At 62.7% G+C, this 19,811-nt stretch carries 20 protein-coding genes and 1 pseudogene; 11 read left to right on the top strand and 10 right to left on the bottom strand.

Features of this window, described 5'->3' with window-relative positions; genetic code table 11:
* Window positions 1-24: 24 nt before the first annotated feature.
* Window positions 25-2,133: a heavy metal translocating P-type ATPase gene (locus HMPREF2734_RS03920; RefSeq protein ID WP_083308072.1), complete on the bottom strand. Its 2,109-nt coding sequence runs from the start codon at window positions 2,131-2,133 to the stop codon at window positions 25-27.
* 174 nt (window positions 2,134-2,307) lie between these two features.
* On the opposite strand from HMPREF2734_RS03920, the gene mnmA reads away from it, so the two are divergent.
* The 3 genes from mnmA (at window position 2,308) to HMPREF2734_RS03905 (ending at window position 5,931) form a co-directional block, all read left to right on the top strand.
* Window positions 2,308-3,393, top strand: a complete 1,086-nt coding sequence (gene mnmA / locus HMPREF2734_RS03915) for a tRNA 2-thiouridine(34) synthase MnmA (RefSeq protein ID WP_070569423.1) — start codon at window positions 2,308-2,310, stop codon at window positions 3,391-3,393.
* 127 nt (window positions 3,394-3,520) lie between these two features.
* Window positions 3,521-3,754: a hypothetical protein gene (locus HMPREF2734_RS03910; RefSeq protein ID WP_070569362.1), complete on the top strand. Its 234-nt coding sequence runs from the start codon at window positions 3,521-3,523 to the stop codon at window positions 3,752-3,754.
* Between the two features lie 1,319 nt (window positions 3,755-5,073).
* Window positions 5,074-5,931 (top strand): uroporphyrinogen decarboxylase/cobalamine-independent methonine synthase family protein, encoded by an 858-nt coding sequence (locus tag HMPREF2734_RS03905; RefSeq protein WP_070569360.1) that lies wholly within the window; start codon window positions 5,074-5,076, stop codon window positions 5,929-5,931.
* A gap of 7 nt (window positions 5,932-5,938) precedes the next feature.
* Here the strand turns inward: HMPREF2734_RS03905 and HMPREF2734_RS03900 are convergent, their stop codons facing one another.
* Genes HMPREF2734_RS03900 through HMPREF2734_RS11975 form a run of 3 tightly spaced genes read right to left on the bottom strand, consistent with a single transcriptional unit; the run spans window position 5,939 to window position 7,434 of the window.
* Window positions 5,939-6,613, bottom strand: coding sequence for a 3'-5' exonuclease (locus HMPREF2734_RS03900; RefSeq protein WP_070423028.1), 675 nt, complete (start codon window positions 6,611-6,613; stop codon window positions 5,939-5,941).
* Between the two features lie 45 nt (window positions 6,614-6,658).
* On the bottom strand, window positions 6,659-7,231 hold the full coding sequence (locus HMPREF2734_RS03895) for a Fic family protein (RefSeq protein ID WP_168163597.1): 573 nt from the start codon (window positions 7,229-7,231) through the stop codon (window positions 6,659-6,661).
* Between the two features lie 38 nt (window positions 7,232-7,269).
* Entirely contained in the window at window positions 7,270-7,434 is a 165-nt protein-coding gene (locus tag HMPREF2734_RS11975) for a hypothetical protein (protein WP_168163596.1), read from the bottom strand.
* Window positions 7,435-7,562: 128 nt separating this feature from the next.
* On the opposite strand from HMPREF2734_RS11975, the gene ligA reads away from it, so the two are divergent.
* Window positions 7,563-9,590: an NAD-dependent DNA ligase LigA gene (gene ligA / locus HMPREF2734_RS03890; RefSeq protein ID WP_070569421.1), complete on the top strand. Its 2,028-nt coding sequence runs from the start codon at window positions 7,563-7,565 to the stop codon at window positions 9,588-9,590.
* Here the strand turns inward: ligA and HMPREF2734_RS03885 are convergent.
* Genes HMPREF2734_RS03885 through HMPREF2734_RS03870 form a run of 4 tightly spaced genes read right to left on the bottom strand, consistent with a single transcriptional unit; the run spans window position 9,535 to window position 11,983 of the window.
* Window positions 9,535-9,813 carry a hypothetical protein gene (locus tag HMPREF2734_RS03885; RefSeq protein WP_070569354.1) on the bottom strand — a complete coding sequence of 93 codons (279 nt, stop codon included), beginning with the start codon at window positions 9,811-9,813 and terminating at the stop codon, window positions 9,535-9,537. The two genes, ligA and HMPREF2734_RS03885, sit on opposite strands and share 56 nt — an antisense overlap.
* Window positions 9,810-10,823 carry a serine hydrolase domain-containing protein gene (locus HMPREF2734_RS03880; RefSeq protein WP_070569351.1) on the bottom strand — a complete coding sequence of 338 codons (1,014 nt, stop codon included), beginning with the start codon at window positions 10,821-10,823 and terminating at the stop codon, window positions 9,810-9,812. Before HMPREF2734_RS03880 ends, HMPREF2734_RS03885 begins: the two co-directional genes overlap by 4 nt.
* Window positions 10,823-11,266, bottom strand: coding sequence for an ArsR/SmtB family transcription factor (locus HMPREF2734_RS03875; RefSeq protein WP_070569348.1), 444 nt, complete (start codon window positions 11,264-11,266; stop codon window positions 10,823-10,825). Before HMPREF2734_RS03875 ends, HMPREF2734_RS03880 begins: the two co-directional genes overlap by 1 nt.
* 51 nt (window positions 11,267-11,317) lie before the next feature.
* Window positions 11,318-11,983, bottom strand: coding sequence for an ACT domain-containing protein (locus HMPREF2734_RS03870; protein WP_070569345.1), 666 nt, complete (start codon window positions 11,981-11,983; stop codon window positions 11,318-11,320).
* 101 nt (window positions 11,984-12,084) lie between these two features.
* Here HMPREF2734_RS03870 and gatC point away from each other — a divergent pair, with 101 nt between their 5' ends.
* The 5 genes from gatC to HMPREF2734_RS03845 are packed head-to-tail and all read left to right on the top strand — an operon-like array spanning window position 12,085 to window position 16,763.
* Window positions 12,085-12,384: an Asp-tRNA(Asn)/Glu-tRNA(Gln) amidotransferase subunit GatC gene (gatC, locus tag HMPREF2734_RS03865; RefSeq protein WP_070422994.1), complete on the top strand. Its 300-nt coding sequence runs from the start codon at window positions 12,085-12,087 to the stop codon at window positions 12,382-12,384.
* A gap of 3 nt (window positions 12,385-12,387) precedes the next feature.
* Window positions 12,388-13,869, top strand: coding sequence for an Asp-tRNA(Asn)/Glu-tRNA(Gln) amidotransferase subunit GatA (gatA, locus tag HMPREF2734_RS03860; RefSeq protein WP_070422993.1), 1,482 nt, complete (start codon window positions 12,388-12,390; stop codon window positions 13,867-13,869).
* Window positions 13,870-13,891: 22 nt separating this feature from the next.
* A complete protein-coding gene (locus HMPREF2734_RS03855) occupies window positions 13,892-15,178 on the top strand; it encodes an MFS transporter (protein WP_246816776.1) in 1,287 nt (428 codons plus the stop codon).
* Between the two features lie 10 nt (window positions 15,179-15,188).
* Window positions 15,189-16,220 (top strand): ATP-dependent 6-phosphofructokinase, encoded by a 1,032-nt coding sequence (locus HMPREF2734_RS03850; protein ID WP_070569341.1) that lies wholly within the window; start codon window positions 15,189-15,191, stop codon window positions 16,218-16,220.
* 18 nt (window positions 16,221-16,238) lie between these two features.
* Window positions 16,239-16,763: a mismatch-specific DNA-glycosylase gene (locus tag HMPREF2734_RS03845; protein WP_070569338.1), complete on the top strand. Its 525-nt coding sequence runs from the start codon at window positions 16,239-16,241 to the stop codon at window positions 16,761-16,763.
* Window positions 16,764-17,051: 288 nt separating this feature from the next.
* Here HMPREF2734_RS03845 and HMPREF2734_RS11520 read toward each other — a convergent pair whose 3' ends face one another.
* Complete coding sequence (locus HMPREF2734_RS11520; RefSeq protein ID WP_070771757.1) at window positions 17,052-17,369, bottom strand: transcriptional regulator; 318 nt, start codon at window positions 17,367-17,369, stop codon at window positions 17,052-17,054.
* The gene (locus HMPREF2734_RS03840; protein ID WP_070452306.1) at window positions 17,369-17,806 is read right to left on the bottom strand and encodes a hypothetical protein; all 438 of its coding nucleotides are present in this window, start codon (window positions 17,804-17,806) and stop codon (window positions 17,369-17,371) included. Before HMPREF2734_RS03840 ends, HMPREF2734_RS11520 begins: the two co-directional genes overlap by 1 nt.
* Before the next feature lie 531 nt (window positions 17,807-18,337).
* Here HMPREF2734_RS03840 and HMPREF2734_RS03835 point away from each other — a divergent pair.
* Both HMPREF2734_RS03835 and HMPREF2734_RS03830 read left to right on the top strand, forming a co-directional pair.
* Window positions 18,338-18,728, top strand: a pseudogene (locus tag HMPREF2734_RS03835) (6-phosphofructokinase); the annotation flags it as partial.
* 75 nt (window positions 18,729-18,803) lie between these two features.
* Entirely contained in the window at window positions 18,804-19,805 is a 1,002-nt protein-coding gene (locus HMPREF2734_RS03830) for a bile acid:sodium symporter family protein (RefSeq protein ID WP_070569332.1), read from the top strand.
* Window positions 19,806-19,811: the final 6 nt, after the last annotated feature.

The following is a 19,811-nucleotide window of genomic DNA, read 5'->3' as shown; positions in this document are numbered from 1 at the left end:
CTGAGTAGTGTGGACGGTGTCGAGTCACTTGGACCGGTCAAGCATCCGGTCGGTGCTGCTCTGCGGGGTGAGGTCGAGGCGGCGGAGCAGCTGCGCATTGAGGGCGACGACGACAGTCGAGGCCGACATCAGAATTGCGCCGACGCTCATCGGCATCACGAACCCGATTGGGGCGAGGATACCGGCAGCCAGCGGAACGGACAGCAGGTTGTAGCCGGCCGCCCACCACAGGTTCTGCTTCATCTTCCGGTAGGTCGCACGGGAGAGCTCGATGACCGAAAGCACCGATCGCGGGTCGGAGCTTGCCAGGACGACGCCCGCCGAGCCGATCGCCACGTCTGTGCCGGCACCGATCGCGATGCCGACATCGGCCTGAGCCAGCGCGGGGGCGTCGTTGACGCCGTCGCCGACCATGGCGACCTTGTGGCCCTCGGCTTGCAGTTCCTTGACTTTCGCGGCCTTGTGCTCGGGACGCACGCCTGCGAAGACCCGGTCAATGCCCAGGTCCTTGGCTACGGTGTCGGCGACGGCTTGCGCATCGCCGGTGATCATGACGACTTGGGCGCCCGCAGAGTGCAGTGCGTCGACGGCGTCGCGGGACTCAAGGCGGATCTCGTCGGCAAGCCGGAGTGCTCCGATCACTTCGCCGTCGGCGAGGACGTGGAGAATGATCGCGCCCTCCTTTCGCCACTCGTCGGCGACCGGGAGCTCCCCGGCGGAATGCTTTTCAAGCAGGTAGGGGCCACCGACCTCGATTACCTCACCGTCAACAGTTGCCTTCACGCCCACTGCTGGAGACGAAGAAAAGTCGATTGCCTGCGGGACGGCTACGCCACGGGCCTGAGCAGCCCCGGTGATGGCGCGGGCGAGCGGGTGTTCGCTGTCTGCTTCGGCGGCCGCTGCCAGGGCAAGCACGTCTTCTTTATCACGCCCGCCGGCGGGTTCGATCGCGGTGACGGTGGGCTCACCTTTGGTGAGGGTGCCGGTCTTGTCGAACAGTACTGCGTCGACGGTGCGCATCGATTCGAGCGCGAGCCGATCCTTGATAAGGACCCCGCCGCGTGCCGCGCGCTCAGTCGCGATTGAGACGACCAGCGGGATCGCAAGGCCTAGGGCGTGGGGGCAGGCGATGACGAGCACCGTGATAGTGCGCACTACCGCTTCATTTGGCACACCGACGACGGTCCAGACCACAGCGGTCAAGATGGCGGCGCCGAGGGTGAACCAGAACAACCAGGCAGCAGCCTTGTCCGCGAGACGTTGCGCGCGTGACGACGATTCCTGCGCATCGGTGACGAGCTTTTGAATGCCGGCCAACGCGGTGTCGCCACCCGTGGCCGTGACCTCGATGCGCAGGCCCGAGTCTGTCGCGATGGTGCCAGCGACCACCTGCTCTCCTTCACCGCGGCGCACCGTTTTCGATTCACCGGTGACCATCGACTCGTCCATGCTGGCGCTGCCGTCGACAATTGTGCCGTCGGCAGGCACGGAAGCGCCGGGCCGCACGATCACGACATCGCCGACCTCAAGATCCGCCGGGGTGACCTTCACCACTTCGTCGCCGTCGATCTTCTCGGCCTCGTCGGGCAGAAGTGCGGCGAGCGAATCCAGGGCCGAGGTGGTCTGGGCGAGGGAGCGCATCTCGATCCAGTGCCCAAGCAGCATGATGACCACCAGCAGCGCCAGTTCCCACCAGAAATTCAGCCCGGGGTCTAGCAAGTTCAGGCTCGCACCCCAAGAGGAGACGAAGGCGACCGTGATCGCGAGCGCGATCAGCAGCATCATGCCGGGTTTTCGTGAGCGGATCTCGGAGACAGCACCCGTCAAGAACGGGCGACCTCCCCAGAAATAAATGACCGTGCCCAAAAGCGGCGAGATCCACCGGACCCATTCCGCGTCAGGCAGCTGGTAGCCGATGAGATGGGCGAAGGTTTCGTTAAATCCGACGACCGGGATCGCGAGAACCAGCATGATCCAGAAGAGCGTGCGGAATTGGGCTACGTGATCGCCGTGGCCTGCGTGGCCCGCGTGGTCGTGACCACCGTGTCCTGCATGGGCCTCGTGAGCGTCATGCTCATGATGGCTGGCGTGCCCACCGGGTCTGGTGCCGGAGTGGGCGTGCCTGTCGTTCATGGTTCTGTCCTTTCGTTGCAGTTCATTGTTGTGATCGGTTCGGCCGCGCCGGGGGCTAGCGTGGCGACCGTCTCCCACGTTATTACCCCATGGGGGTATATGTCCAGGGGATTATCTCGATGCATGCAGCCGGACGTTTCGCCTTTCGTGCTCGCGGGACTACACTCCCGCGACATGCGAGTATTAGCGGCCATGAGCGGGGGAGTCGATTCATCTGTCGCCGCCGCGCGCCTGGTGGAGGCCGGCCACGATGTCGTCGGCGTGCACCTCGCGCTGAGCAAAGACGCGCAGCAAACGCGCGAATCCGCCCGCGGGTGTTGTTCGCTCGAGGATTCCGCCGACGCGCGTCGCGTGTGCGACAAACTGGGCATCCCGTTTTATGTGTGGGATTTCTCTGACCGGTTCAAAGAAGAGGTCATCGACAACTTCGTCTGGTCGTACGAAAACGGCGAGACCCCGAACCCGTGCCTGCGCTGCAACGAGAAGATCAAGTTCGCAGCCCTGTTGGACCGCGCGGTGACGCTCGGCTTCGATGCGATTGCCACTGGGCATTACGCAATTATCGACGACGCCGGCAACCTCCGCCGCGCAGAAGACCCGAAGAAGGACCAGTCGTACGTGCTCGGCGTGCTGACCCGCGACGAGTTGGACCGCTGCATCTTCCCGGTTGGTGATACGGAGAAGCCCCAGATTCGTGAGGAGGCCGCCCGTCACGGGTTTGCCACCGCGTCCAAGCCGGATTCTTACGACATCTGCTTTATCCCCGACGGCAACACCCAGGCGTTTCTGGGCCGCTCCATCGGCATGCGTCCCGGCATGATTCGGGACACCGACGGCAACGAACTTGCCGAGCACGACGGTGCCTTCCAGTACACGATCGGCCAGCGCAAGGGGTTGAACCTCCGCGTGCCTGCCGCCGACGGCAAGCCGCGCTACGTCACCGACGTGGACACCGCCACCGGCACCGTGACCGTCGGTCCGCGTGACGCGCTGCGCGTTTCGGAGATCACCGCCGACCGCCTGAAGGTGCTGCACCCTGCGATGTCCGAAGCAGCCGAGTTCGAAGCGAACGTGCAGATCCGCGCCCACGGTGGCGTTGTGCCGTGCACTGCGCGTATCGAGGACGACCAGATGACACTTACCCTCCACCAACCACTCGAGGGCGTGGCCCGCGGCCAGGCGGCGGTGCTGTACCTGCCGGACCCGGACGGTAAGGGCGACATCGTGCTCGGCTCAGGCACCATCTGCGCCACCGCGTAGAGGCCGGGCCCGCCGAGGTCGCGCAAACCTCGTTAGTCGCACCTCGTTTATCGCCGAAAAGGGACCGCGGACATTTCGTTGGAGTGTTGGGGGCTGGAAGGTATTCCGATGCCCGCAAAATTTCCTGATGACGTTCGCGAGGCTGCAGGTAGTCAAAGACGCAACTATTGAAGTGCTCATGGGCGGTGACATCCGGGGAAAAGAGATCGTCCGCGACAGTGCGCTCACTACGGCGGCGAAGGTCGCGGGCGTAGTCGCCATCACGGACGCCCACGGTTTGTCCACCAAAAAGCCTGCAGCCAAGTTGGCATTGTTGATTTCACGTTTTATCACCACAAGGGCAAGCACCAGTGTGTCGTAGCTCAGCGCACCACGCGTCGTGAGCAGTTCAAACCGTTGATCATGCAGGCGGTTGCCGAGTCGAACCAGAGCTACGGCTAACAAACACCAGCTAACCGCCTAACCAAAACCCCCAACTTCATACCGAGCCGAAAGCTAGGCGGCTACACCACTGCACGGGACTTGACCACCCGTCCAGACTAGGATCGCAGAGAACCAAGACGATAAGGGAGTTCTTAGTGCAGCTGCCGCAAGCATTGCTGGTTGTGCTGGTGGCGTAATCGGTTATAATACCATTCCGGAAATTCTGAAATTCTAGAGAAGAGAGTTTCCTACTGGGACTTGGTAAAGTTCCTCGCTAAGAAAATTGGACCAGGACTTGCGATCAGCTGCATTGCCAGTGCAGGTGGCGTCTTTTCAACCTACATAGGGTGGTAAAACATGCGCTCATTGGTAACGATTTGCGGATTTTTAGTGACACTTGGCATATTTCGTTTTTACACTGATATGCCTTGGTTCCCTTCTGTATTCTTTGGAAGCATCGCTGGGCTTATCGCAGGTGTAGCTCTGACAAAATCCGGGTGGCAGGCAGCCCGTCGAATTGTGTATAACTTTTCCCGGGGATGGTCCTAGCACCGAGTGCCAGGATTGAATCAAGGTCGGGTGCAAAACACTCGCACTATGAAAAGGTTGGTGGGCTCACTCGAGCACTAAGCGGTGTGGGTCCGCCAACTATATAGGCCGTTCAGAATGAGAGCGCTATGAGCTCTACCCTGGAGCTGCAGTCCATCTTCTTTAGCAGGGAAGACACCATTCTTTTTACGTCGGGCTCCGAGTAGAACAACGCGTTTGTCCAACTGCCGACAATAGACGTCTCCCCCCTCCTGGGAGGTTATCTACTTCAAGGGTTTGGGAAGTCGCCGAACGTTCCACGGGGGCATTCCACAGCGTTTCTATACCTCAACAGTGGCCTTGAGGCCAGTGCCGAGGGCAAGACTCCGGACGAAAGATAGAACGCCATTGGGGGCACACACCCTCGAGTTCCACTACGTTGGTCAAGACTGCACTCAGACCGAATACTTAATCGAGCGCGATAAAATGTCGGACGCTTACTCCAAAACTGGAATGGTCGCGGTTTGAGCCGGGAGGTGTGGGCTATCTCCGACAGGATCCACCTGCCCTTTTGTGCTATTATGCAAAAGGTCGGCAGGTCTAGAAAGCGGTTGGCGGGGCGTGGGAGCAGACGAAGGCGCGATCGGGCGACAAAAGAAGTAGCGCAGCAGGGACGTGTCAGACTATGCGTTGAGCAGTGCCTAGGCGCTACCGCGTAACATCAGCGCCGTGACAACACTTCCTACCACCGCGTTCGGCCTCGGGCCCCTGCCCGGCACCGACCTCGCGCAAGCCGCGGACGTGGTGCTTTCCGAGTCGCCGCTGCCACACATCCCGCAACTGCCGGACCGCGGCGTCGGCTCCGATCTCATTGGGCGCACCGCAGCGCTGCTAGAAATCCCAATCGCGCCGGGCCCGCGCGGGTGGCGCGTTGCCGCCCGCAAGCGCGCAGACGCCGACCGCATGGCGCGCGACCTCGACCACCTCGAGGAGCTCTGGCACGGCAAGGTAGACACGGTCAAGGTGCAGCTTGCCGGCCCGTTCACGCTCGCCGCCGAGGTGGAGATGGCCAACGGCCACCGCATGATCACGGACCCCGGCGCGCTGCGCGACCTCACCGACGCGCTGCTCGAAGCATCTAATCAGCACCGCAGCGATGTCGCCGGCCGCTTCGGCGCCACGGTGCTGCAACTCGATGAGCCGCGCCTCGGCGACGTCATGGCTGGCACGCTCAAAGGCGCGACCGACTACGAAGCCATCCCGGCTATCCCTGAGCCACAGGAGACCCTGCACCGCTTCGGCGAGCATCTGTTGCACACACCTGTGCTTATCGACGACACCCCGTGGCAGACCACCGACCCCCGCACCTGCAACCGTGATGCACTGGCACGTCTGCTCGATACGGGGGCGCGCATCGCGATCCCGACCATGCAGCCGCGCGAGCTCTACCGCGTGTTCGACGAGTTACAGATCGACCCGGCACAGACCCAGATCGATGTGTACGCCAACCCGGCCGACACACTTCTTGGGAGCGCACGCAACTACGCTGCCGCTCGCGAGATGCACGAAGAACTGGCAAGCCAGTAGTAGCGCTTTAACCCTGCATTGGCCAGGCGGTGAGCACACCCGAGGCGTCGCGACCGTTGGCCTCAAAATACTTCTTGCGGTCGGTCTGCATGCGGAAGTACTCCACGGCCTGCCACTCCATAAGATCGCCAGACTCCATCTCGGCGAGGTCTGGGTAGGCCTTGCGCACCTGCATCCACGCCACACGTGCGGCGGCGAACGCGTCGGCGGTTGCCTCGTGGGCGTTGTCGATGCGCACCCCGTAGTGCTCGCACATCGCGGTCAGGTTGCGCGGGCCCTTGCGGTAGCGGTCCTTCGCCCGGTCGACCACCAGCGGGTCGAACACAGGGCCGGTGACGGTGAAATCACCGGTGAGGTTGCGCAGCACCGTCAGGTCATAGGGGGCGTTAAACACCACGAGTGTCAGGCCGTCTTCCCAGCCCTTCTTGATCGCCTCGACCGTCTCGCGCACCACCTCGTCGTGGTCGCGACCCTCCGCACGCGCCTTCTCCGTCGTAATGCCGTGCACCTTGGCGGCTTCCTCGGGGATTTCAATCCCGGGATCGGCGAGGGTTTCGTTGGCGTCGACCACGCCGTCGTCGATACGCACTAGCGCAGACGTGACCACGCGAGCCTCGCGCGGGTTAGCGGAGGTGGTCTCCAGGTCGAAGGAGAGCATGCGGGAGGCATCGAATGTGGCCATGCCGGTCATTGTAACGAGCGCGCCGAAACGAGTGAGCCAAAGTCGTTAATCGAGCTTGCGGACTCCGATAAACCTGGAGAGCGGAGTCGGATCCCGATTGAGGTCATAAGTGCGCAACAGATCGATGTACGAAGTCTTATCCAGATTCCAGTCGTACTCATGTGTATGAGGAAGATCCTGCGACGCTGCAAAAACGAGATCAGCCATGAGGCGGGTGACTCGCCCGTTACCATCAGTGAACGGATGGATTCGAACTAATTCCGCGTGGGTTGCAATACCTAGCTGCCTGGCTGTGAGCAACGAAGCCTCTGCTTGGTAACCAAGATTGCCGAAGGAAGCATGTAACTCAGTGGAGATGAACTGCGGATCAACACCGATATTGAGCCCAGTGCGACGGAACGCACCAGACCAGGTCCAGATGCCGCCAAATAGCAAGCGGTGAAGCTCAACAAGGAACGATGTTGTCAGTATCTCGTCGAGAGTAAGTTCCGAACTGTCGATGACCTCGAGCATCCGGGCACGAGCAACTGCAAGGGTCTGCTGTTCAAGGCTATGAATTGTGAGCTTGTCAGGGATACGGTCAAAGTATTCGAGCAGCGCCGGTTCGAGCGCACTCATTTCATCTCCGTCGAGCGGAGTTTCGCCGTAGCCGGGGTCTAACCCCATCCGCGTTCCTCGAAAAGCCGGGAAAGAATTTGCTGTTCAAGCTCGGAAGGTTCGTAGTCGCTAGGAACCGCCCGGTCCTCAAGCGCCATTGAGGCACGAGCGGCGCGGTTCGAGGCCTTGGATGCTTCGAAGCATTGTGCGTGTGTTGCGGTCATGGTGTGCCTCCCTTCTTCCAGCGCATTGTAGTAGCAGCTCGGTTACCTTGTGGAATGCAACCTGGTGAAATTGGAGAGGCCGATTGCAAGCGACGCAGAGATTGTTTTAGCACCTACACTTGCTCCTTGTGAGTGAAATTTCCGCTGATCTGCACCGTGAATGGGACGAACTAGCCGCAGAGGTCCGCAAGCACCGCGACCTGTACTACAACGGCCAGCCGGTGATTACCGACGCCGAGTTCGACGAGATGTTCCGCCGCCTCCAGAAGATGGAGGAGGAGCACCCGGAGTTGGCGGTGCCAGATTCGCCGACCAAGCAAGTCGGTGCGCCGACGGCCGATTCCGCGTTCGCGGACGTGACACACCCCGAGCGCATGATGAGCCTGGACAACGTGTTCTCCGAAGAGGAGATGCGCGAGTGGCTGGACAAGACCCCGGGGCCGTACCTGACGGAGTTGAAGATCGACGGTCTGTCCATCGATTTGATCTACGAAAACGGGGAACTGACCCGCGCAGCTACGCGTGGCGACGGCACCACCGGTGAGGACATCACCGCCAACGCACGCGTCATCGAGGACATCCCGCACAAGCTCACCGGCGACGCACCTGCGTTCCTCGAGGTGCGCGGCGAGGTGTTCATCCGGCCTGAGGACTTCCCGGAACTCAATGAGTTGCGCCAAAAGGAAGGCGGCAAACCATTCGCCAACCCCCGCAACACCGCAGCCGGCGGCCTGCGCCAGAAGAATCCGGAGGACGTGAAGAAGCGCAAACTGCGCATGATCTGCCACGGCATCGGCGCGCGCGAAGGCTTCAACCCGGCAACCCAGCACGAGGCGTACGAGAAACTCGCCGAGTGGGGCCTGCCGGTCTCCGAGTACACGCGCCGGGCAGAGACTGCGGACGATGTGCTCAAGGCCGTGAAGTACTGGGGTGAGCACCGCAATGATGCGATCCACGAGATGGATGGGCTTGTGGTCAAGGTGGATTCTGTCGCTGAACAGCGCGGTCTTGGCGCGACGTCGCGCGCGCCGCGCTGGGCGATTGCCTACAAGTATCCGCCGCAGGAGGTGACCACGAAACTGCTCGACATTGAGGTCTCCGTCGGGCGCACGGGCCGCGCGACGCCGTACGCGGTGCTGGAGCCGGTGTTCGTCTCAGGCTCGACGGTGTCCATGGCAACCCTGCACAACCAGCACGAAGTTAAGCGCAAGGGCGTGATGATCGGCGACACCGTGGTGGTGCGCAAGGCCGGCGAAATCATCCCGGAGGTACTAGGCCCGGTTGCGGATCTTCGCGACGGCACCGAGCGCGAGTTCGTCTACCCCGAAAACTGCCCGGCCTGCGGCACGAAGCTCGCCCCCGCGAAGGAGGGTGATGCAGACTGGCGCTGCCCGAACACCCGCTCCTGCCCGGCGCAGCTGGCCACGCGTTTGGAGTACATCGCCTCGCGCGGTGCCTTCGACATCGAGGCGCTCGGGGAGAAGGGCGCGGTCGACCTCATTGCCTCCGGGGTGCTGGAGGACGAAGCGAAGCTGTTCGACCTCACCGAGGAGGACCTGAAAAAGTCCAGCGTGTACACCCGCAAGGACGGCGAGGTCAACGCCTCCGGCAAGAAGCTCCTGGCCAACCTGGAAACCGCGCGGCACGCCGACCTGTGGCGCGTGATCGTGGCGCTATCCATCCGCCATGTCGGCCCCACCGCGGCTCGCGCGCTCGCGTCGCGCTTCCGCTCGATGCAGGCGCTTATCGACGCCCCCGTGGAAGACCTGGCAGAAACCGACGGCGTAGGCGAGGTGATTGCGGAGTCGTTCAAGGAGTGGTTCACGGTGGAGTGGCACCAGGCGATCGTCGATAGCTGGGCGGCCGCCGGCGTGACCATGGAGTCCGACGAAGAGGAACGCGCCCCGCAGACCCTGGAGGGGCTGACCATCGTGGCCACGGGCACGCTTGAGGGCTTTACCCGCGACGAAATCAAGGAAGCAATCTTGTCCCGCGGTGGCAAAGCGGCAGGCTCGGTGTCGAAGAAAACCGACTATGTGGTCGTCGGTGAAAACGCCGGCTCCAAGGCAGCGAAAGCCGAAGAGCTGGGCAGGCCGATTCTTACCGAGGAACAGTTCGTGCAACTGCTCGAGGGCGGCCCCGACGCGCTTGTGTAAGGCGCGCGGCGCTGAGGCCGACCAGCGCTGCCGCCCAGACGGCGAGGGCCCACCACAGCCAGATGGGGAACTGGCCGTTCCAGTTCACGCCGAATGAGAGCAACCACATCACCACTGCGGTGATGACCGCGTTGACGAGGGCGTAGATGGGGCCCTTGGCGTTCCGCACGGCGCCGAAGGTCGAGGACGCAAGGAGCAGCAGAATCATGACGAGTGCGATCATCGGGTTTCCTCCATCAGGTCGATGCCGAGCGCGTCTACCCAGGCTTCGGTGTCGCCCGCGACGAACGCGGCGCGACTGTGGTCGGCGCGTTCCGGGTCCCAGACCAGCATGGTGCGGAAACCGCCGGTGCCGCCGTTGTGGAACGTGATTTCTTCACCGCCTTCGTCGAGGCTTGCCCAGCCATAGTCGGGCACACCGTGCGAGGACACCCATTCCACGTATTTGGCCATGTCGGCAGCAGTGGAGCGGATCGCGCCAGCCGGGGCCCAGCCGTCCATGTCCCACGGGCCGGCGGGGTGCCCGTTGGCGGCCAGGCCTGTCGGTGCTTCGTCGACGGTGCCAGGTAGCGCCACGTAGGTCGACGTCATGCCAGCGGGCTCGAAGATTCGGGTGCACAGCAGTTCGTCGTAGGGCACGCCGGCGTGTATGGCCAGCAGCTGGCCGAGCAGCGCGTGGCCGTAGTTTGAGTATTGTTCCTCGCCGCGGTTGTTCAGCTCGGCGGAACCGGCGGCGTCGAGTATGTCCTGCGGTGTGTCGCGCCGGTAGGGATTGCCGCCGTCGCGGATGTTCGCCACGAACATGTCCGCGAGGCTCAGACTTTCGGTGGGGGCGAGCCCGGAGGTGTGGTTGAGCAGCTCCTCGATGGTGACATCGGCGACGGGGGCGGAGGGGACGTCGATAAGCTCCTGCACCTGAGTATCCAGGCTGAGCTCGCCGGCGTCGATGAACTGGCGGACAAGCTCCGCGTTGAATGTTTTGGTGATTGAGCCGATTTCGAAGTCATTGTGCTCGTCGGCGCCGAGGCCGCCGAAGCGGACTTCGCCGTCGTCGTAGGTGAAGGCGGCGAGATTGTGGTGGCCGTCCTCTGCGAGGCGCTCGAGGGCAGAGGATATCTCGGTATCGCCGGTGTGTTCAGAGGCCACGGAAATGTCGCGGGGGCCGGTGGAGAGCATCAACGCGGCGGCGATGGCGGCGGCGATTACGCCGGCAGCAATGTTGGTAGCGCGCATCAGTGGTCCTCTCCGGCGATCACGATCGCCATGAGCGGGATAACGCGGGCCGGGGGAATCTCGAACATCCCGCCCTGCTTGCGCACCCAGCCGGCGGCCTGCAGTTCCTTCAGGTGGTGGTACGCGGTGCCGGTGGAGGAAACCAGCTCAGATTCGACCAGCTCCGTCACGCTCGCCGGTGCAGCTAAAAGGTGGCGCAAGATGGCGCCGCGGACGGGGTGCGCGAGCGCGGCGATGCGGTCCATTGCGTCGTCCCACGGTTGGTCCGTGATCCACGCTGTTGGGCGGATCCATTCGTAGGAGTAGGTGCCGGTCGGAAGCTCCACGTCGCCTTTGAAGGTGACTGTTCCGTGGTCCGCCTCAGCTCCGGAACCGGGGAGTGAGGTGGACTCGGGCGATGAGGCCTGTTCGAGCGCGGCGACGCGTGCTTCAATCGGTTGCATGCTTTCTAGAATTACAGAATTCTAGAAAGCATGCAACGGCTGAGGTCTGCGCTAGCGCAGGATCGCGCCGATGATGTAGCCCAAATCGCCGACTTCGCGCACCTCGGAGGCCAAGAAGTCGGGCCCGCCCACACGGCCGACGACGAGCACGAGGTCGGTGCCGTGCAGGGGTGCCACGGTCAGGGCGGTGTCCAACTGGAACCAAGACTCTGGCACCCATTCGTCGAAATCGGGCTGCAAGATGCGCGCGCCCTCGATTGCGGGCATCTGCGGGGTGGAACCGTCATCCTCGGGCGCGGCGGAGGAGGCAGCGACGCGCTCCAAACCGGCGTCGGAGTTGTTCAGCACCACCGCCCAGGAGGAGGTGACGGCCTTCGGCATGACGTTGACCAACTCTTCGAGCGTGTCGGCCTGTTTGCCGGAATGTGCCGCGATCTGGGCGAGCATCTGGATCTGTCCGCGGCGGTCGACGCGCCCGGTGAAGGGGCGGATCGAGTCCACTTCGGCGCCGTCGACGGATGCGACGGCGGTGATCAGGGTGTCCACCATGACTCCGGTGGGCAGGGTGACCACGATGTCGTCGGTCACGGTGCCGTCGAGTGAGGACTCGACGATGTCCACGGAGTTGATGTCGGCCTCCACGATGCCGAACGCCTCAGCGAGCTGGCCGAGGCTGCCCGGCACATCGGGGAGTGAAACGCGGATGAGGTACGACATGGCCTTATTTATAGCAACTGGGGGTGGAGAGGCGGTGGCACGACGTGACGTAAGATAAGGCGCGTTAATCGCAACCCACGTTATGCCGAAGGGATGGGACTGTGGCTGAGATTTCACGCGACGAGGTGTCGCGCATCGCACGCCTGGCGCGAATTGCGCTGAAAGACGAGGAGCTGGACACGATTGCCCAGCAGCTGGACACGATTGTGGAAGCAGTGTCGAAGGTGCAAAGCGTGGACACCGAGGGCGTGACCCCGATGAGCCACCCGCACTCCATCGACGCCGGTATGCGCGCCGATGTGGAAAAGAAGGTGCTGACGCAGGAGCAGGCGCTAGATCAGGCGCCGGCTGTGGAGGACGACCGCTTTATGGTGCCGCAGATTCTCGGAGAGGGAGACTAAACGATGACGCAGTACACGATTCCGGCAGAGGGGCTCGTCGCAAAGCCAGCGCACGAACTTGCAGCGATGATTCAGGCTGGTGAGGTCACCTCGCGCGAAGTTACTCAGGCGTTTTTGGACCGTATCGCGGAGATTGACGACGAGCTGGGAGCCTTCCTGCACGTCGGCGCCGAAGAGGCTCTGGCTGCAGCCGACAAGGTCGACGAGCAGGTAAAGAACGGCGAGGAGCCGGCCTCGGCGCTTGCTGGTGTGCCGCTGGCGCTGAAGGACCTGCTGGTGACCACGGATGCGCCGACGACGGCTGCGTCGAAGATGCTTGAGGGCTACATGAGCCCGTACGACGCCACCGTGGTCAAGAAGCTGCGCGCCGCTGGCATCCCGATTCTGGGCAAGACCAACCTGGATGAGTTCGCCATGGGCTCTTCCACGGAGAACTCCGCGTACAAGCAGACGAAGAACCCGCACGATCTGGAGCGCGTCCCGGGTGGTTCCGGCGGTGGCACCGCTGCAGCGCTTGCGTCTGGTGAGGCCCCGCTGGGCATCGGTACCGATACGGGCGGCTCGATCCGCCAGCCGGCATCGCTGACCGGCACCGTTGGCGTGAAGCCGACCTACGGTGGCGTGTCGCGCTACGGCGTGATCGCCTGTGCGTCCTCGCTTGACCAGGTCGGCCCGTGCGCGAACAATGTGCTTGATACTGCGCTGCTGCACGAGATCATCGCTGGCCACGACGAGTTCGACGCTACCTCCGTGGACCGCGAGGTTCCGGCGTGTGCCGACGCTGCTCGTGAGGGTGCGTCCGGCGACCTCAAGGGTGTCAAGATCGGCCGCGTGAAGCAGTTCGAGCGCCCCGGCACCCAGGAAGGTGTCAAGGAGGCCATCGACGCCGCCTACGCACAGCTCGAGCGCCAGGGCGCAGAGATCGTCGAGGTCGACTGCCCGAGCTTCGACGATGTCATGGGCGCGTACTACCTCATCCAGATGTCCGAGGTGAGCTCGAACCTCGCGCGTTTCGACGGCATGCGTTACGGCCTGCGCGTCGGCGACGACGGCTCCCGCTCCGCAGAAGAGGTGATGGCCGCAACGCGTGGCGAAGGCTTCGGTGCTGAGGTCAAGCGTCGCATCATCTTGGGCACCTACGCACTGTCGGTGGGCTACTACGACGCCTACTACCTGCAGGCACAGCGTGTGCGCACCCTGATCGCGCAGGACTTTGCCAAGGCGTTCGAGGGCTGCGACGTCATCGCGGCGCCGTCTGTGCCGTCGACCGCGTTCAAGCTGGGCGAGAAGGTCGATGACCCGTTGGCCATGTACAACTTCGACCTGTTCACGCTGCCGCTGAACCTGGCGGGTCTGCCGGGCATGTCGGTTCCGGCGGGCAACGCCTCCGATACCGACCTTCCGGTTGGTCTGCAGTTGATCGCCCCGGCGTTCGAGGACGCACGGCTCTACCGCGTGGGTGCCGCATTTGAAGCCGGCCGTTAATCCCTGGAATACCCTCGCAGCCTTGGCTGCGGGGTATTTTCTTGTCCTGATTGATCAGGGCTTTATGCCCGTGATCACCCCGCTTCTGCCGTACGAGGTCGGCGGCGCGGTGTGGCTGACCAGTGTGTACTTGCTGTGCACGGTCGCGCCCATGCCGGCCACGGGACGGCTTGGCGACGCCTTCGGGCAACGCCGCATGTTCCTCGCCGGCCTTACCGTCTACGTGGCGGCACTAGCGCTGGCAGGTGCGTCGTGGTCCTTCGGTTCCCTGATCGTCGCGCGTGCGCTTCAGGGCTTCGGCGCGGCGGTGTTCTTACCGCAGGCCTTCGGGCTGATCCCGCGCGTGTTTGCCGCCGACAAGCAGGGACGCGCGTTCGCCGTGTGGGGCGTGATCGGTTCGGTGGCCTCGCTCATCGGGCCGGTGGTTGGGGGTGCAATCGCGCAGTCCCAGGGTTGGCGTGCGGCGTTTTACGCCCAGGCTGGGTTAGGCGCCGTTGCGCTGGTCGCCGGTGTCATCGCGCTGCCGCGATTGACGACGACAGGGGAGCGGGTCACCTTATTACCGGTCGTGCTGTCCTTCGGCGGGCTTGGGCTGTTGGTCTACGGCATCCAGTTCGGCTATTGGCCCTCGATCCTGTTCGGTGTGCTGCTGCTGGGCGTGCTTGTGCAGTCCGCACGCAACGGCACCGATGACGGGTTCCTACCAATCGAGCTCCTTTCGGACCGCGCCTTTTCACTGGGCACGCTCGGCGTGGCCTCCATGGGGTTCACCGTCGCCTCGATGTTTATCCCGCTGATGTACTGGCTGCAGACGGTCGCAGGGGCCTCGCCCTCGGCGGCGGGCCTGATCACGGCACCGATGTCGGTGTTCGCACTGGTGCTCACCCCGGTGGCCGGCTACCTGACGGATCGGCGCAACCCCGGCAAACTCTGCGCGATCGGGTTCACGCTCAGCGCTGTGGCGCTGGTGCTGGCGATCGCGCTCATCAACGCCGGCGCTAACCTGTGGTGGTTCACCGCAGTCACGGCGCTGCTGGGTATCGGCGGCGCGTTTGTCTGGGCGCCGAACGCGGCAGTCACCATGCGCGGCATCACCGAGGGACAGACCGGCGCTGCGTCCGGGTTGTACAACACCGCGCGCCAGGTTGGCAGCGTGCTCGGCGTGGCACTTGTGGGGGCAGTGCTCGCCTCCGGGGAGATCGATGTGACGGCGTCGAAGGCGCTGGTGTTGCCGGTTGTGGCGATGGTGGTGGGCGTGGTGTCGTCGATACGCATTGCGCCGCGGGCAGGGGCAGGCGCAGCGCGCTAGGCTGGCGTGCATGCGACTTGCCACGTTGACCTCTGGAGGAGATTGCCCCGGACTCAACGCCGTTATCCGCGGCGTGGTCCGTACCGCGAACACCGAATACGGCTCCACCGTCGTTGGATACCGCGACGGTTGGGTCGGTTTGATGGAGGACCGCAGGGTCGATCTTTACGACGACGCCTACATGGACTCCCTGCTTCTACGCGGCGGCACGATTCTAGGCACGGGGCGACTGCACCCGGACAAGTTCAAGGCTGGAATCGACACGATTAAGGCCAACTTGGACGATGCTGGCATCGACGCACTGATCGCCATCGGTGGTGAGGGCACGCTCAAGGGTGCGAAGTGGCTCTCCGACAATGGCATCCCGGTTGTGGGCGTGCCGAAGACGATTGACAACGACGTTGCCGCGACCGACTACACCTTCGGGTTCGACACCGCCGTGTCCGTGGCCACCGACGCGATCGACCGCCTGCACACCACCGCGGAATCCCACAACCGCATCCTGATCGTGGAGGTCATGGGCCGCCACGTCGGCTGGATCGCCCTGCATGCGGGCATGGCGGGTGGGGCGCACTACACCGTGATCCCGGAGGAGCCGTTCGATATTGCGGAGATCTGCAAAGCGATGGAGCGTCGCTTCCAGATGGGGGAGAAGTACGGCATCATCGTCGTCGCCGAAGGCGCGGTGCCCAAGGAGGGCACGATGGACGCCGGCCTTGGTGAAGAGGATGAGTTCGGCCACAAAACCTTTAATGGCATGGGCCAGATCATTGGCGACGAGGTGAAGAAGCGCCTCGGCTACGACGTGCGCACTACAGTGCTTGGCCACATCCAACGCGGCGGCACGCCGACCGCCTACGACCGCGTGTTGGCCACCCGCTACGGCGTCCACGCCACCCGAGCGGCACACGTCGGCAACTTTGGCAGCTGTGTGGCCCTACACGGCGAAGACATCGAACTTGTTGCGCTCGAGGACGCCGTGGCAAAGCTCAAGACGGTCCCGGAGCGTCGCTACGCCACCGCGAAGGCGATGTTTACATAGCACCCGGACGCGCATGCTATGAAAAACCGCATTCCTAACCCCTGCCGCCTGCTCATCGTCGGCATCAACCCCGGCCGCCTCACCGAGGAGGTGGACGCGCCGTTTGCCTACCCGGGAAATCGCTTCTGGCCGGCGTTGGAGGCCGCAGACATCACCCCATACCGTGTCCACGCCAATGAGGGGTTATCGGAGGAAGACGCGGCCATGCTCGCCGAGCGCGGCATCGGGTTTACCAACCTGGTGGGGCGCATGACGCCGAAAGCGTCGGACCTTTCCAAGGCGGAGCTCGTGGAGGGAGGGGAGGTGGTGCGGAGTGTCGTCGAAAAGCATCAGCCCAGAGCTGTGATGTTCGCAGGCATCGGGGCATACCGCGATGCCTATCGACGACCAAAGGCCACCCGCGGCCTTCAACCCGAAACCCTCACCGGAGTGCCGGTGTGGGTGGTGGGCAACCCCAGCGGGCTCAACGCGCATGAGACCGTGGCCACGCTCGCTGAGAGCTACCGGGAGGTCTGGGAGGCGACAGCGCGGGAACGGCGGTAAAGCCAGATCAGCAGCACCCACAGCAGGACCGTGACCGCGATCGAGCCGACGAGACCCGCGACACCGGGAAGCTCACGGGACTTGACTACCGCGAGAGCGAAATGTTGCGCTATCGGCACATCTGTCCTTCCCTCTCGGTCTTGGGTTGAAGAAATTGCGAGGATGTCGGCGGAGGAGCATAAACCTAGTGGGACGGGGATTGTTGGATCTTCCGATTCGATGAGTAGTGCTCTTGAGTTTTAGGGCACTTCCATCCCATTCACGGTTAAAGATGGTCTCTTCTCTCAACTATTCTGTGTGTGCGGAAAAGCCCATAACTATACGGTCAAGGCATGCGAGATATGAGGAATACGATTGGCGACCTTTCCTAGTCAGGGAGAGGTCAGTTGTGGACTTCTTTCCTACAAATCCCTTCGCAACGCTGACCATTCCCGCGTCTTCGAGAGCGCTAATACTTTTTGACAAGGTAGGATAGCTGAGGTCTAGGTGTTCTTTTAGCGTCTGGTATGTAGCAGAATCTACCGACGCTAGGCACGCCATTACCCCCAGCCTGTTGGGCGAATGAAGGAGGGGGTCGATCCCCTCCAAGGCTTGACTGATCTCCACTAGCTACCCGACTTAACTTTCCAGGCGCCAAGCCCCGCAAACGGGATGGCCGTCAGCGCAGCAATTAGAAAAGCCACTGCCGGGGGATTCGCGTCTCCGCTCGTGTTTGCCCAGCTCCATTCGCCGATCACGACAACGGCAATCGATAGGAGAGTGGCGGCCACGTAAGCCCTTTTCCATCCGTAGGGTTGAACCTTCCTTGTTTCTCTGATCCCCACCGCAACGGCAAGGGTCGACAGGAGATAGAGGAAAGGGGATAGTACGTAAGCTACGGACAGCCATACGGAGGAAGAGGTCTGCGAGATTAGGTGGATGCTCACGAAGAGAAATGTCAATCCCGACATCAACAAGATCCAGTACCCCTCTTTTTTGGAGACCTTTTGAGGCGATGCTGATCGGCTGGCTTGGGCTCTGTCGGTGAAGCGACCTGCAGTCATTTTGGCGATCCTTCCTTCAAGTTGCCTACAGTGTAACCGATTTCCATTATGGCAACAAGGTGGGATCAGTGCGAATGTCCGCGCCAAGGGTGTCATTAAATTTCCAAGTCTCTCCATTGGAAGAAAAGTATTAACGGAGGGTGGTTCTTCCTGCATTGAGCCGTCGGGCAACTTCGGCTTTCGTTATCCCCTCACTCACCCACTTGCGCGCCTGAGCTAGCTGTTTGTCGCGGAGAGCTTTTGCCTGCCCGACCTTTGTAGACACCGCGGGCTTTGGCTCTGGAAAAACCTTCGGCCTGTCGCTCGCGAATGATGGCACGTTCAGCCTCAGGCAACGGCCCGAAGTGTGCACCTGGACGGAGGCCGCGGCCCTGGAGCAGCTGCTTTGCGACGTCCTGCAGGCCCAAACCGGCGACACTTTGTGGGGGACAGTGCACGTGGGCAATGGGCCGTCGATAGGCAATGCGCTCGCTGTTGACCGCGAGAAGACGGCGGCATTTGTGTGGGTGCAGAGGCGGGGCGAGCTGTATCGCGAGCACGACAGGTGGTGCGCACTACACCGTGATCCCCGAGGAGCCGTTCGATATTGCAGAGATCTGCAAAGCGATGGAGCGTCGCTTCCAAATGGGGGAGAAGTACGGCATCATCGTCGTCGCCGAAGGTGCGGTGCCGAAGGAAGGCACGATGGACGCTGGCCTTGGCGACGAGATGAAGAAGCGCCTGGGCTACGACGTGCGTACCACAGTGCTTGGCTACTTGCGACGGTGTGCACGCCACCCGTGCAGCCCACGACAGCAACTTCGGCAGCTGTGTGGCTCTTCGTGGCGAAGACATTGAACTTGTTGCGCTCGAGGAAGCCGTGGCAAAGCTCAAGACGGTGCCCGAGCGCCGCTACGCCACCGCAAAGGCGATGTTCACCTAAGCCACGCTGGGGTTTCCTAACGCAATCTCCAAAACCGCCCCGAGAGTCCATAATGTGAGAGTAGAATCTCACGCTATGAGTCAATCGAGTGGTGGGGCGACCACCGCCGAAGATCGTTCGGCCCTGATCGCCTCTGTTGTCTTCCCGATCCTCGTCGTTGTCGGCGGCTGCATCGGATACTTCACCCCGTCTGTTGTTGCGCCGATTACCGGGTGGACAACCTGGCTTCTGGGCGTGGTCATGTTCGGCATGGGATTGACGTTGAAGGTTGCTGATTTTGCGATCATCGCGAAGCGCCCAATGCCTGTGCTCATCGGTGTGATCGCGCAGTTTGTCATCATGCCGGTGCTCGCCGTGCTGATCACGTGGCTGCTGAAACTGCCGCCGGAGATCGCCGCAGGCGTCATCCTCGTCGGCTGCGCTCCGGGTGGCACGACCTCCAACGTGGTTACGTACCTCTCCCGCGGTGATGTGGCGCTGTCGGTTGCGATGACCACGGTGTCTACGCTGCTCGCGCCGATTTTCACGCCACTGCTCACCCTGTGGCTGGCGGGGCAGTACCTACCGGTAAGTGCGGGTTCGATGGCGATCTCAACGGTGAAGATGGTGCTGCTTCCTGTCCTGCTCGGCCTGGCGATTACGTTCTTCCTGCCGAAGATCGCAGAGGCCATTCTGCCCGCGCTGCCGTGGATTTCCGTTGGTGCCATTGCCGCCATCGTCGCGATCATCGTCTCGGGTTCACGGGACAAGATCGTCGAAGCGGGCCTGCTCGTGCTGGTGGCTGTCATGATCCACAATCTGCTCGGCTACGCGCTTGGCTACTTCACCGGCAAAGGAACGAAGCAAACAGAATCGGCCTCGCGCACCATCGCGGTGGAGGTCGGGATGCAAAACTCCGGTCTTGCCGCGACGCTGGCGGTGCAGTACATGACCCCGCTGGCCGCCCTGCCAGGTGTCATCTTCTCTGTGTGGCATACCCTGTCGGGCGGGATCTTCGCCATGGTCATGCGTCTTCGCGACGACCGCGCGAAGCGCTCCGGGAAAACAGCACCCAGCGCTGAGCCTCTGACGGTCTAGGGCAAC

Source organism: Corynebacterium sp. HMSC055D05, assembly GCF_001810365.1.
GTDB lineage: Bacteria > Actinomycetota > Actinomycetes > Mycobacteriales > Mycobacteriaceae > Corynebacterium > Corynebacterium coyleae.
The sequence above is the reverse complement of the archived record's forward strand: the minus strand, read 5'-3'. Positions and strand labels throughout refer to the sequence as shown.